Source organism: Pseudomonas sp. XK-1, assembly GCF_038069885.1.
In the GTDB taxonomy this organism is placed as follows: Bacteria; Pseudomonadota; Gammaproteobacteria; order Pseudomonadales; family Pseudomonadaceae; genus Aquipseudomonas.
On sequence record NZ_JBBPES010000001.1, the window covers coordinates 456,262 to 468,418 of the forward strand.

10 protein-coding genes are annotated in these 12,157 nt (G+C 62.7%); 9 read left to right on the forward strand and 1 reads right to left on the reverse strand.

Annotated features, from left to right (window positions below; genetic code table 11):
• Positions 1 to 4 precede the first annotated feature (4 nt).
• The 7 genes from WMW70_RS01995 to WMW70_RS02025 all read left to right on the forward strand — a co-directional run bounded on the left by WMW70_RS01995 (position 5) and on the right by WMW70_RS02025 (position 8,137).
• Positions 5 to 1,759, forward strand: a complete 1,755-nt coding sequence (locus WMW70_RS01995) for a carbamoyltransferase family protein (RefSeq protein WP_341435844.1) — start codon at positions 5 to 7, stop codon at positions 1,757 to 1,759.
• On the forward strand, positions 1,746 to 2,906 hold the full coding sequence (locus tag WMW70_RS02000) for a glycosyltransferase (protein WP_341435845.1): 1,161 nt from the start codon (positions 1,746 to 1,748) through the stop codon (positions 2,904 to 2,906). The genes WMW70_RS01995 and WMW70_RS02000 overlap by 14 nt, the downstream gene beginning before the upstream one ends.
• Positions 2,893 to 4,179, forward strand: coding sequence for a capsule biosynthesis protein (locus tag WMW70_RS02005; RefSeq protein ID WP_341435846.1), 1,287 nt, complete (start codon positions 2,893 to 2,895; stop codon positions 4,177 to 4,179). Before WMW70_RS02000 ends, WMW70_RS02005 begins: the two co-directional genes overlap by 14 nt.
• Entirely contained in the window at positions 4,179 to 5,237 is a 1,059-nt protein-coding gene (locus WMW70_RS02010; RefSeq protein WP_341435847.1) for a polysaccharide pyruvyl transferase family protein, read from the forward strand. Before WMW70_RS02005 ends, WMW70_RS02010 begins: the two co-directional genes overlap by 1 nt.
• Positions 5,238 to 5,354: 117 nt before the next feature.
• On the forward strand, positions 5,355 to 6,101 hold the full coding sequence (locus tag WMW70_RS02015) for a glycosyltransferase family 25 protein (protein WP_341435848.1): 747 nt from the start codon (positions 5,355 to 5,357) through the stop codon (positions 6,099 to 6,101).
• 16 nt (positions 6,102 to 6,117) lie between these two features.
• Positions 6,118 to 7,296 carry an O-antigen ligase family protein gene (locus WMW70_RS02020; protein WP_341435849.1) on the forward strand — a complete coding sequence of 393 codons (1,179 nt, stop codon included), beginning with the start codon at positions 6,118 to 6,120 and terminating at the stop codon, positions 7,294 to 7,296.
• Complete coding sequence (locus WMW70_RS02025; RefSeq protein WP_341435850.1) at positions 7,289 to 8,137, forward strand: lipopolysaccharide core biosynthesis protein; 849 nt, start codon at positions 7,289 to 7,291, stop codon at positions 8,135 to 8,137. The genes WMW70_RS02020 and WMW70_RS02025 overlap by 8 nt, the downstream gene beginning before the upstream one ends.
• Here WMW70_RS02025 and WMW70_RS02030 read toward each other — a convergent pair.
• Positions 8,107 to 8,721, reverse strand: a complete 615-nt coding sequence (locus tag WMW70_RS02030) for a lipopolysaccharide kinase InaA family protein (RefSeq protein ID WP_341435851.1) — start codon at positions 8,719 to 8,721, stop codon at positions 8,107 to 8,109. The genes WMW70_RS02025 and WMW70_RS02030 overlap by 31 nt on opposite strands.
• Before the next feature lie 36 nt (positions 8,722 to 8,757).
• Here WMW70_RS02030 and msbA point away from each other — a divergent pair, with 36 nt between their 5' ends.
• Positions 8,758 to 10,581: a lipid A export permease/ATP-binding protein MsbA gene (gene msbA / locus WMW70_RS02035; protein ID WP_341435852.1), complete on the forward strand. Its 1,824-nt coding sequence runs from the start codon at positions 8,758 to 8,760 to the stop codon at positions 10,579 to 10,581.
• A gap of 97 nt (positions 10,582 to 10,678) precedes the next feature.
• A complete protein-coding gene (gene hldE, locus WMW70_RS02040; protein ID WP_341435853.1) occupies positions 10,679 to 12,100 on the forward strand; it encodes a bifunctional D-glycero-beta-D-manno-heptose-7-phosphate kinase/D-glycero-beta-D-manno-heptose 1-phosphate adenylyltransferase HldE in 1,422 nt (473 codons plus the stop codon).
• The last annotated feature ends 57 nt before the right edge of the window (positions 12,101 to 12,157 follow it).

Here is a 12,157-nt window from a genome sequence, read left to right on the forward strand (position 1 = left end):
ACCAGTGGCACTGACGATTCTTGGCCTTTCCGGCGCCCTCAGTCATGATCCATCCGCCGCCCTGTATATCGACGGCAAGCTGATCGCGGCCGTCGAAGAAGAGCGCTTCGTGCGCGACAAGCACGCGAAGAACCGCATGCCCTACGAGTCGGCCAAGTTCTGCCTGGAGCAGGCCGGGATCAAACCCTCCGACGTCGACGTGGTGGCCATTCCGTTTGCGCCCATCAGCATCTTCGAGAAGGCCCGCTGGCAGTACGCCAAGCGCTACTGGTATGCGCCGGACCGTGCGCTCGACGCGATCCTGATGGGCAATCGCCGCTACAAACGCTACTACAAGCACATCCAGTGGTGCCTGCAGCAGCTCGGTTTCGACCTGAAGAAGATCAAGATCGAACCGGTCGAGCACCACCTGGCCCACGCAGCCAGCGCCTACCACTGCTCGGGCTTTACCGAGAAGACCGCGATCCTCGGCATCGACGGGAAGGGTGAGTACGCCACCACCTTCTTCGGCTACGGCGAGAACGGCAAGATCCACAAGATCAAGGAATTCTTCGATCCGGATTCCCTCGGCGGCCTGTACGGTGCGATCACCGAATTCCTCGGCTTCGAGATGCTCGACGGCGAGTTCAAGGTGATGGGCATGGCCCCCTACGGCGATGCCAGCAAGTACGATTTCTCCCGTTTGGCCAAGTTCGAGAACGGTGAGCTGATCATCAACACCGACTACGCCAACGTGATTGGCCTGCGCCGCTACAAGGAAAACGGCAAGGGTTTCTACTTCTCCAAGAAGCTGATCGAGTGGCTGGGGCCCAAGCGTCAGGGCGATATCGCCGATGACCCCTATATCCATTACGCCGCCAGCATGCAGGCGCTGTTCGAGAAGCTGGCGCTGCAGATGATGGAACACTATCTGGGCGACATCATCCGCGAAACCGGCAAGATCGCCTTCGCCGGCGGCTGCGCGCTGAACGTCAAACTGAACCAGAAGATCATCGCCCGCGACGATGTGAAGGAGCTGTTCGTTCAGCCCGCTTCCGGTGACGCCGGCACTGCAGTTGGCGCTGCCGCTTATATCTCGCACCAGCGCGGCGTGCCGGTGGAGAAGATGGAGCACGTCTACCTCGGCCCGTCCTACTCCAACGAAGATGTCATCGCCGCCTGCGTTCGTCACCCGAGCAAGCCGGTATTCAAGCGCATCGACAACATGCCACAGCGCATCGCCAAGATCATGGTCGACGCCAACCCGGTGGCCTGGTTCCAGGGCCGCATGGAGTTCGGCCCGCGCGCCCTCGGCGGTCGCTCGATCATCGGCTGCCCGAGCGTGCCGGGTGTGGCTGACCGGATCAACGAGCAGATCAAGTTCCGCGAGCGCTGGCGCCCCTTCTGCCCGTCGATGCTCGATACCGTCGGCCCGCAGATGCTCAAGGTCGATCATCCGAGCCCATTCATGACCTTCACCTTCGAAGTCAACGAAGAGTGGAAGACCCGCGTTGGCGAAGTGGTGCACGAAGACGGCACCTCGCGTGCCCAGGTGCTCAAGCGCGAGTACAACCCGCGCTACTACGACATGATGCTGGAGCTGGAGAAACTCACCGGCAACGGCGTGTCGCTCAACACCTCCCTCAACCGTCGCGGTGAGCCGATGATCTGCTCGCCCACCGACGCGCTGAACATGTTCTACGGCTCCGATCTGCAGTACCTGATCATGGAAGACATCCTCGTGGTTAAGGACGGCAAGGACTGGTATGACAACATCTGAGACCGGTAACGCTCAGCCCCAGTGGGTGCTGCAGTTTTGCCATGGCTATGATGGGCCGTTTCTGGACTGTGCCCGGCAGTACGCCAGTCTGTTTGCCGGGACGCGTTACAAGGTGTGCACGGTGTTTCTCACCGGCGCGCCGGACCCTGCGGTCGTGGCGGGCTGCGCCTCCGATGAGGTGCTGTTTCTCGATTACAGCTCCAAGGCCGTGCGTGGTCTCAAGTTGCGCGCGATGCAGGACCTGCGTGCGCTCGTGCGCACCCGGGATTTCCGTCTGTGCATCGCCCACCGCTTCAAGCCGGCCTATATCGTCTGTCTGGCAACGGGCTTGCCGGTTATCGGGGTAAACCACGCCTTCGGCGTGTATCAGCGCTGGCCGCGGCGGTTGTTCGCCCAGGTCTTTCGTCGCCGCTTGAGCCTTCTGGCGGTATCCGAGTCGGTGCGCGACGATATTCGCCGCTGCTTGCCGGCCTGGCCGGCGGCGCGCATCGAGGCCCTCTACAACCGCATCGACGTCGAGCAGCTGCAGGCGCAGCAGCTGGACCGCGCACAGGCGCGCGAGGCGCTGGGTTTGCCCGCGCAGGCCTGGGTGGTGGGTAATGTCGGGCGCCTGCATCCGGACAAGGATCAGGCCACGCTGATTCGTGGTTTCGCCCGCGCGCTGCCGCAGCTGCCAGCCGGCAGCCTGCTGGCGATACTCGGCAGCGGCCGCCTGGAAGATGCCCTCAAGGGGTTGGCCAGAGAGCTTGGCGTGGCGGGTCAGGTCGTGTTTCTCGGTCAGGTCGCAGAGGCCAAGCGCTACTTCAAGGCCTTTGATGTATTTGCCCTGAGCTCCGACCACGAGCCGTTTGGCATGGTGCTGCTGGAGGCCATGGCCGCTGGTGTACCCTTGCTCGCCACCGCCTGTGGCGGGGCCCGTGAAGTGGTTGAGGGCTTGGGCATTCTGTTCCCCCTGGCGGACGCGGATGCGTTGGCCCAGGGCATGTGCCATCTGGCGCAGCTCGATGAAGCCCAGCGCCTGGCGTGCGAGGCGGCGATGCAGCAGGCGCTGCTCGAACGCTTCTCCGACGCGGCGATAACGCGCCGGTTCTGGAGCCTGCCGCTGGTCACTGCTGCCCTCGGGGAGGGCGTGTATGGGCGAGAGTAAACCAGCCGTGCCAGGCCCGGGAGCCTGGGCCGCCAAGGCGCGAGCGCTGGATCGCTACCGCTGGCTGCTACTGCGCGAACAGCATGGTCGTCTCGGTGCTGCCGTGCGCTATGGCCGCGATGCGCTGCTGGATCTGCTCTTTGGTATCCGTGCCCGGCTGGTCCTGCCCGCAGGCGATGTGGTGGCCGAACCCTGCGATTTCCTGCTGCTGCAAGGCGCGCCCAAGGTCATTGCGCTGCAGCGGAAAAAACGCCTGATCGAGACCCTGCGCAGCCAGGGCTACCACCTGGTCGAAGTCGGCCAGGAGGACCCGCGCCATGTCATCGCCGGGCGCATGCTGGCACGCCCGGTACAGCCCGTGCCGCTGCGTTACTTCGGTTATGCGGCCTATGCCGAATGGCTGGTGCAGCGCCATGATCCGCAGCTGCTGATAAATGATCGCAACGGCAGTATCTGTTCACCCTTCTTGCGTCTGGCCCTCAATACCCGTGGGCGTCTGCTGGTGCATCTGGCCCATGCCAGCACGGTAGAAAGCTCGCGGCGGCTGGGGATGAACGACTACGACTATTACCTTCTGTTCGGTCAGAGTTCGCTGCAGGCCCTGCAGGCCCGGGCACTGCGTTTTGGCTCCTCGCGGGTGATTCTGGCCGGCTCGCATATGATCGACCGTACCTTCGAGCTGCCCCCGGCCGCGGTCGAGCAGCGCAGCGTGCTGCTGCTCGGCGTGGGGCCGGACAAGGAAAAACAGGCAGACTACCTGGCCACCTATGCCCTGCTGGTGAGCTGGGCCAGGCAGAATCCGAGCTATCGCGTGCTGGTCAAGCGTCACCCACGCAGCCGCGCGCAGTTCTGGCAGGAGGCGGTCGAGGCCAGCCCCAATATTGTCCTGCTGCCCGGCGACTGCTCTCTGGCGGCGGCACTGGAACAGGCGTCGATAGTCGTCAACATCATGTCCAATGCGGTTATCGAAGCCGGTCTGGCGGCGCGCCCGGTGATTTATATGAATTGCACCAATGACCAGGATGTCCTGGCCCAGGCGCGCTACTTCGGCCCCGCCGTGCGTAGCGTCGACGAGCTGGCACGGCGGCTGGCCGAGGTCGAGGGCGCTTACGCGGCGTCCATTGCCCGAGCGCAGGACTTCTCGAGATTTCATCTGGAAAATGCCTTTTCCGGCCTCGAGGCGAGTGCCCAGATCCTCTGTGCCCTGCATGGGCAACGTGTGGATGGGCTTGCCTGGGAGCCCCTGGGTACGACGATTACGGAGTGCGGGTAGTGATCAATGCCTTGCTGTTCAACGATACTTCCTATGAAAAGCATCATGGCTCGCAGCTGGTGGTGCGGCAGATCTACGCGCTGGCCAAGGAGGCCGGCATCGCCATCAGTCGCGCCTGCCCGATGCGTCATGACTGGCGCAAGAACGAACAACTGAAAGAGGACATCCGTCGTGCCGATCTGTGCCTGATCAATGGCGAAGGCACCCTGCATGACGATGCTCCGCAGGCCCTGATGCTTGGCGAGCTGGCCAGCTACTGCCGGCAGCATGGCGTGCCCTGTTTTCTGATCAACAGTGTCTGGCAGCGCAATGAGCAGTTGCTGGCCCATGCGGGTGACTTTGCGGGCATCTATCTGCGCGATGAGTTCAGTCAGCACGAGCTGGCGGCCCATGGTGTAGCGTGCAAGGTGGTACCGGATCTGACACTGAGCTATAGCCATCAGCCTGCCGCCCGCGAGCAGCGGGCGGGCTATCTGGTCAGTGACAGTGTATTCAGCACGCGCACGCTCGAGGCCTGGGCCGAGGTCTGCCGGGCCAATCGCGCCGATATAAGCTTCCTGAGTATCAAGAACCTGCCGATTATCCAGGCCGGCAAGGGCTTTCCCGATTACTGTATCAAGAGTGTCGCCAAGCTTTTGCAAGCCGGCCGGGCGCTGCTGCAGAGTTACTTCATGCGTTACCCCGCGGCCTTGCCATCCGAGCAGATTGGTATGCTCCGGTGGCGCTATAGTGCACTGGGACTGACGCGCTTCCTGAGGCGGTTATCGACCTCCAGTGGTGTGGTTACAGGGCGCTTTCACTGCGTGACCCTGTGTTTTGTCACGCGTACGCCCTTTTATGCGATCGGCTCGAACACCCACAAAATTCAGGCGCTGTTGCTGGAGGCCGGGTTGCCCGGGCGGATTCAGGAGTCCTATGGTGCGGCGCTGGCTGCCCGCGAAGAGATGGCCTTTTCTGCTGCCGATCGACAGCATCTGGAGGCCTTTCTACTGGATTGCCAGCGGCGGGCGAAGGATATGTTCGCTGAAATTGTCGAGCGGGCCAGGGCATTCAAATGATGCAGACGGCTGTGCGCTTGCCTGGATTTGTGGCGCTTGTGAGCGCTGATATTTATCTTGCCTGCGGCCTTTGGGGATCTATTGGTTCGAGTATCGAGAAGAGTGAGGGAGTGCTTGGTGGACGATAGGCTGGAGAGTTGGCCCTTCTTCGAGCATGTCCGTGTGATCAACCTGGACAAGCGCACCGATCGCTGGGATGCCATGCAGCGGCAGTTTAGGCGTCTGGGCATCCAGGGTGTGCAGCGGTTTGCGGCAATAAGCCCGGGGACTGAGGTCGTCGAGCAGGCGGCGTTGCAACCGCTGCGCGAGTTCCTGACGCGGGTCGACGGCGACAGTGAGCGACTGGAGAGCAAGCTGCGCGCGACCTGGGGCTGTATGCGCAGTCATCTCGGCATTATTCGTGAGGCCAGGGCGCAGGGCTGGCCCTATGTGCTGATTCTCGAGGACGATTGCGAGCTCGAACCCTATGCCTTGCCGGTATTGCGCCGGGCAGCCGAGCAGTTGGCGGCGCAGCCCTGGGACATGCTGTACCTGGGGGGCACCTTCAAGAAGGGCGGCAAGCGCTGTCGTTATTCCGCGAACCTGGAGCGCGCCAGCCGTATCCGTCTGGGGCATGCCTATGTGGTTAACGCCCGGCTCTACGATCGCATTCTCCGCGAGTGCGAGGAGTCCGGCCTGCCGATCGATTGGTACTATTCCGAGATTCTGCAGCCCCAAGTCGAGTGCTTTCTGCTGCGTCCCGTGGTGGCCTATCAGCGCTTGCTCGATATGAGTGATATCGAATTGGTGGAGCGCAGGCCGGAATTCAAGACGCGCAAGACCTTGCGCCGGTTGTGGAGCCGCCTCCGCTATGGTGCGTGCTGAGCCTGCGGGTGCGTCCGTGACAGAAGCTTGGACGCGCGCCGTGCTGGAGAAGTGGTTGGCCGCAGGGCTGATCTGGTGGCTGGTCGGCATGCTGCTTATGGGCAGCAGCAAGTTCTACCATCAGGCCCTGATGGCCCTGTTCTGGCTGCCCGGTCTACTGGCGTTGCTCGTCCATGCCGAGGTGCGTCGCCAGTGGCGGCAGCCGATGGCGCTGGCGCTGCTGGTGCTGATGGCATGGTCGGCAACTTCTGCGCTCTGGGCACCGGAGTTCGAGAGCAAAGAGCTGAAGATATTCTTCTATGTATTCCTGGCGGCCAATGCGCTTATTGCCCTGGCCAGCCTTGACTCCGCGCTGCTGAGCAGGAGCCTTGCCCTGAGCGGCCTTGCGGTCGGCCTGCTGGCGTGGGGCAGCGCGCTCTGGTTCTACGGCTGGGCGGGCAATGCCTGGGGCGCTCGGCTGGTCGGTACGGGCATCGTCGATCATCCGATTCTGGCCAGCCAGCTGTTCGGGGCCATGGGGGTTGTCCTGCTGTACCTGCGTCGGGAGCTGCCCGCCACCCTGCAGGGCGCTGCCTGGCTGTTCGGCTGTTGCGGTTTCGTGGTGTTTCTCGCGCTCAGCCAGTCCAAGGGCCCGTGGCTGGCGGCATTGCTGACCCTGTTTCTGGCTCCGCTGTGGCAGCGCAGCACTCGGCTGTTATGCGTCTCTGCCGGTGCTGCCAGCCTGGCGGTTGTGGCGGCGCTGGTCTGGCCGGAACTGCTGCTGCAAAGGGGCCTGTCATACCGGCCCGAGCTGTTTGTGCAGGCCGTTGGCCTGATCGGGCAGCAGCCGCTGCAGGGCCTGGGGCTGACCGCTGATTACCTGTTGCGGGTCCCCTCATCGGGCAGGTCCCTGGAACACGCGCACAATGTCTATCTGCATATTGCCGTGACCCTGGGGCTGGTCGGACTTGCCTGCTGGCTGGCGCTGCAGGCCCTGGCGTTGAGCGCTGCCTGGCGGCTACGCGAGCGCGTCGAGGGGCGCATGTTGTGCGCGCTGCTGTGTTTCGCGGGTATTGCATTGTTTACCGACGGTATCGGGCCCTGGGTCAAACCCCGCGAGGAGTGGTTCTGCCTCTGGCTGCCGATTTTTCTGGTGATGGGTTTGGCCGCACAAGGGCGCGCAGGGACGATTCGGGTGGAAGCAAAGTATGACTAGAGTCGATCAGCAGCTGACGCTGGAGCAGCAACTGCAGGGGTATTGGGATGACGGGCAGGCCTTCGCCGCTTGCCGTGGCAGCTGCTCCGGGGCGGTCTTCGTGGTGGCATCCGGGCCTTCGGCCGCGGACTTCCCGGTGGAGCGTTATCGGCATATTCCGATGATTGCCATGAATGGCTCGATCATGCGCTTTGTCGAGGCGGACCTCAGCCCCTTGTTCTATATCTGCGACGACCGCGGGTTTGTCCGTCTGCGCCAGTCGCTGGTGAGCCAGGGTATTGCCCGCTCCCGACACGCGGCCCTGGGCTACGGTGCGCTGGAGGTGTTGTTGCAGGAGGCTCCCGAGGCGGTCGACGGCCACTCCGTGTACCTGATGCAGCGCAGCAATCGCCCGGTGAATGGGCTGGCGCTGTCGGACCGTCGCTATGCCTGGAGCGTGCGCAATGATCCGGATATCGCCTGCCGCTTTTCCCTGTTCAGGCAGAAGCCGAACCGCGTGGGCTTCAGTCGCAATATGAGCAAGGGCTATTTTGGCGGCAGGACCATCCCCTTCGCGGCCCTGCAGTTGGCCTATCACCTGGGGTTTTCGCAGGTGTTTCTGGTCGGGGTGGATATGAACGCGCAGCCGGGGCGCTTTTATGAGCAGGGAGAAGCCGCCTTGCCGACCCGGCTCGATGAAGATTATGAGGATTACATCTTGCCCAGCTTCCAGTTACTGGCTGAGCAGGTCGTCAGCCCGGCGTTTCAGGTGTACAACCTTTCGCAAACCAGCCGGCTGCCGGGCGATCTGGTCCCGGTCATCAATTTGAATCAGCTGGATGCCTTGCTGGCTTCGTCATAGCAGCGCATCAGCTCGTCCCAGGGGAAGTTCTGCACGCTGCGACGCAGCAGATAACCACGCAGGTGTTCGAAATTGCGCCGAATCAGGGTGGGGCGCAGGGGGCGACTCTTGAAGCGGATATCGAGAAAGTCGATCAGGCCGAAATCGCCGTCCGGGGTATAAAGAATGTTGCCCAGATGCAGGGAGCGGAAATAGATGCCGCGCTGGTGCAGCCGGTAGATATAGAGGCCCAGTTGCGGCAACAACACATCGAACCTGGCGCGTGAATTATGGAACAGCTTGTCCAGCGGCGTGCCTTCCAGGGGGCGATAGAGGCAGGCGCTCACGGCCTGGTCGCGGTCGATCCAGCAACTCTCGTGGATACTGGGGGTCTTGATACCGAGGCGCTGCAGGTGCTCCGCACGTTCGGCGAAGCGGCGCGAGTCGGGGCGTAGGCGGGCGATTAGCGGAAGACGTCGGCTGCGGAAGATTTTGACGATGTCACCTTCGGGCAGCCGGATCACCTTGGGGCCTTTACTGTCTTTTTCCAGAACATCGCCGGCACTCAGCCAGCCTTGCAATTCGTTCGCTGTTACAATCCGCATCTTTGTCTCTCTAGCCAGTCGTATGAGGCTTGCCGAATGGCCAATTCTACCCAGCAATCCAGTCTGAAAGTGTACTTACGGTTGCTGCGCTATGTGCTGCCGTACTGGGGGCTGTTCGCCATCAGTATTCTCGGCTTCCTGATTTTCGCCTCCACTCAGCCGATGCTGGGCTATATCCTCAAGTTCTTTGTGGATGGCTTGAACAACCCGGAGGCGAGCTTCTTCGCCACTGTGCCGTACTTGCGTGACATTGCGTGGTTGAGCCAGCTGAAGCTGTTGCAGGCCGTGCCGATGCTGATCGTGCTGATCGCGCTGCTGCAGGGTATCGGGTCCTTTCTCGGCAACTATTTTCTCGCCAAGGTTTCATTGGGCTTGGTGCATGACATGCGGGTGGCGCTGTTCAATAACCTGCTGACCCTGCCCAATCGCTACTTTGACAACCATAACTCCGGGCATCTGATTTCCCGCATTACCTACAACGTGACCATGGTCACAGGCGCGGCCACCGATGCGATCAAGGTGGTGGTGCGCGAAGGCATGACCGTCATCTTCCTGTTTGCCACGCTGCTGTGGATGAACTGGCAGCTGACCCTGGTGATGGTCGCGATTCTGCCCATCATCGGCCTGATGGTCGTCAGCGCGAGCAAGAAATTTCGCAAGCAGAGCAAGAAGATTCAGCTGGCGATGGGCGACGTGACCCATGTCGCCTCCGAAACCATTCACGGTTACCGGGTGGTGCGCAGCTTTGGCGGCGAAGACTACGAGCAGCAGCGTTTCTGCAGTGCCAGCACCGAGAACCGGCAAAAGCAGCTGAAAATGGTAAAGACCAACGCGGTCTATACCCCGAGTCTTCAGCTGGTCATCTACAGCGCCATGGCGGTGTTGATGTTCCTGGTATTGCTGCTGCGCGGGGATGCCTCGGCCGGCGATCTGGTGGCCTATATCACCCTGGCGGGGCTGTTGCCCAAGCCGATTCGGCAGCTGTCCGAGGTCAGTTCCACGGTGCAGAAGGGGATTGCCGGTGCCGAAAGCATTTTCGAGCAGCTCGACGAAGCCCCGGAGATCGATCACGGCACCCAGGAGCGCGGGCGTGTCAGCGGGCGGCTGGAAGTGGTCAACCTGAGCTTCCAGTACGAGGGCACCGACAAACCGGTACTGGATAACATCAGTTTCGTTGCCGAACCCGGGCAGATGGTGGCGCTGGTCGGCCGTTCCGGCAGCGGCAAGTCGACCCTGGCCAACCTGATTCCGCGTTTCTACCACCATGATCAGGGGCAGATCCTGCTCGACGGGGTGGATGTCGAAGACTACACATTGCGCGATCTACGGCGGCATATCGCCCTGGTCACCCAGCATGTGACCCTGTTCAACGATACCGTGGCCAACAATATCGCCTACGGCGACCTGGCTGGCGCGCCGCTTGATGATGTGCGCAAGGCCTCCGAACTGGCCTACGCCGCCGAGTTTATCGAGCAAATGCCGCAGGGCTACGCCACCCTGGTGGGCGAAAACGGTGTGCTGTTGTCCGGCGGCCAGCGCCAGCGCCTGGCGATTGCACGGGCCCTGCTCAAGGATGCGCCGTTATTGATTCTGGACGAGGCCACCTCGGCCCTCGATACCGAGTCCGAACGGCATATCCAGGGCGCACTGGACGAAGTAATGAAAGGGCGTACCACCCTGGTGATCGCCCACCGCCTCAGCACCATCGAGAAGTCCGACCTGATTCTGGTGATGGACAAGGGACGGATCGTCGAGCGTGGCACCCATGCCGAGCTGCTTGCGCTCAATGGCTATTACGCGCGTCTGCACGAGAAGGATTTTGTCGATGCGCTGCAGCCGCTCCCAGAGTCGGCGATCTGAATGTCGGCGGGCGTGTGTGGCCGGTGGCGGGCACGGGCTTGGCTGGCGTGACCAATGTTATGATCCGCGCAGATTTTCTGCTGCTTTCGGGGTGTTTATGAAATTGTCCATGCCGCGTTTCGACCAGGCCAGCGTGCTGGTGGTGGGCGATGTCATGCTTGATCGTTACTGGCATGGCGGTACTTCGCGGATTTCCCCGGAAGCGCCGGTGCCGGTGGTCAAGGTCGAGCAGATCGAGGACCGTCCGGGCGGTGCCGCCAACGTCGCGCTGAACATTGCTGCCCTGGGCGCGCCGGCCGTGCTGGTGGGCGTGACCGGTCGCGACGAGGCAGCGACGAGCCTGAGCAACAGCCTGCAGGCCGTGGGGGTCAAGACCCATTTCCAGTGCATCGAGGATCAGCCGACCATCGTCAAGCTGCGGGTCATGAGCCGCCATCAGCAGCTGCTGCGCATGGATTTCGAAGAACCCTTCAATACCGACAGCGCGGCCATGGCCGTCAGTGTCGAGGCGCTGCTGGAGGGTATCAAGGTGCTGGTGCTGTCCGATTACGGCAAGGGTGCGCTGCAGAACCACCAGGCTCTGGTGCAGCTGGCGCGGCGCAAGGGTATTGCGGTGCTGGCCGACCCCAAGGGCAAGGATTTTTCCATCTACCGCGGCGCTAGCCTGATTACCCCCAACCTGCACGAGTTTGAAACCATAGTCGGCCCGTGCCGCGATGAGGCCGAGCTGGTGGCCAAGGGCGCGGCGCTGATGACCGAGCTGGAACTCGGCGCGCTGCTGGTGACCCGCGGCGAACACGGCATGACCCTGCTGCGCCCGCAACAGCCGCCGCTGCATCTGCCGGCCCGGGCCCGCGAAGTGTTCGACGTCACCGGTGCCGGCGACACGGTGATTTCCACCCTGGCCGCCAGCCTGGCGGCGGGCGAGGAGCTGCCCCATGCCGTGGCCCTGGCCAACCTGGCGGCCGGCATCGTGGTCGGCAAGCTCGGCACCGCGGCCATCAGCGCGCCGGAGTTGCGCCGCGCGATTCAGCGCGAAGCCGGTTCCGAGCGCGGCGTGCTGGGCCTGGAGCAACTGCTGCTGGCCATCGAGGATGCCCGCGCCCATGGCGAGAAGATCGTTTTCACCAATGGCTGCTTCGACATTCTGCATGCCGGTCACGTGACCTATCTGGAGCAGGCGCGGGCCCAGGGCGACCGTCTGGTGCTGGCGGTCAACGACGACGCCTCGGTCAGCCGGCTGAAGGGGCCGGGTCGACCGATCAACTCGGTCGACCGACGCATGGCGGTGCTGGCCGGCCTCGGCGCGGTGGACTGGGTGGTGAGTTTCAGCGAAGACACCCCGGAAAACCTGCTGCGCGCGGTCAAGCCGGATGTGCTGGTCAAGGGCGGCGACTACGGCCTGGAGCAGGTGGTCGGGGCCGAGATCGTCACCGCCTACGGCGGCGAAGTGCGGGTGCTGGGGCTGGTTGAAAACAGCTCGACCACGGCCATAGTCGAGAAAATTCGCCAGCAGTGAGCTGCGGGCGGTGACTGGCTGTTATGCCAGTCACCGCTGGCTGTGCGGTCATAGCCG

Bases quoted from the DNA above. Each gene is read 5' to 3' on its own strand.
- WMW70_RS02000 (WP_341435845.1), top strand. From the start codon at position 1,746: ATGACAACATCTGAGACCGGTAACGCTCAGCCCCAGTGGGTGCTGCAG.
- WMW70_RS02005 (WP_341435846.1), top strand. From the start codon at position 2,893: ATGGGCGAGAGTAAACCAGCCGTGCCAGGCCCGGGAGCCTGGGCCGCC.
- WMW70_RS02025 (WP_341435850.1), top strand. From the start codon at position 7,289: ATGACTAGAGTCGATCAGCAGCTGACGCTGGAGCAGCAACTGCAGGGG.
- WMW70_RS02030 (WP_341435851.1), bottom strand. From the start codon at position 8,721: ATGCGGATTGTAACAGCGAACGAATTGCAAGGCTGGCTGAGTGCCGGC.
- msbA (WP_341435852.1), top strand. From the start codon at position 8,758: ATGGCCAATTCTACCCAGCAATCCAGTCTGAAAGTGTACTTACGGTTG.
- hldE (WP_341435853.1), top strand. From the start codon at position 10,679: ATGAAATTGTCCATGCCGCGTTTCGACCAGGCCAGCGTGCTGGTGGTG.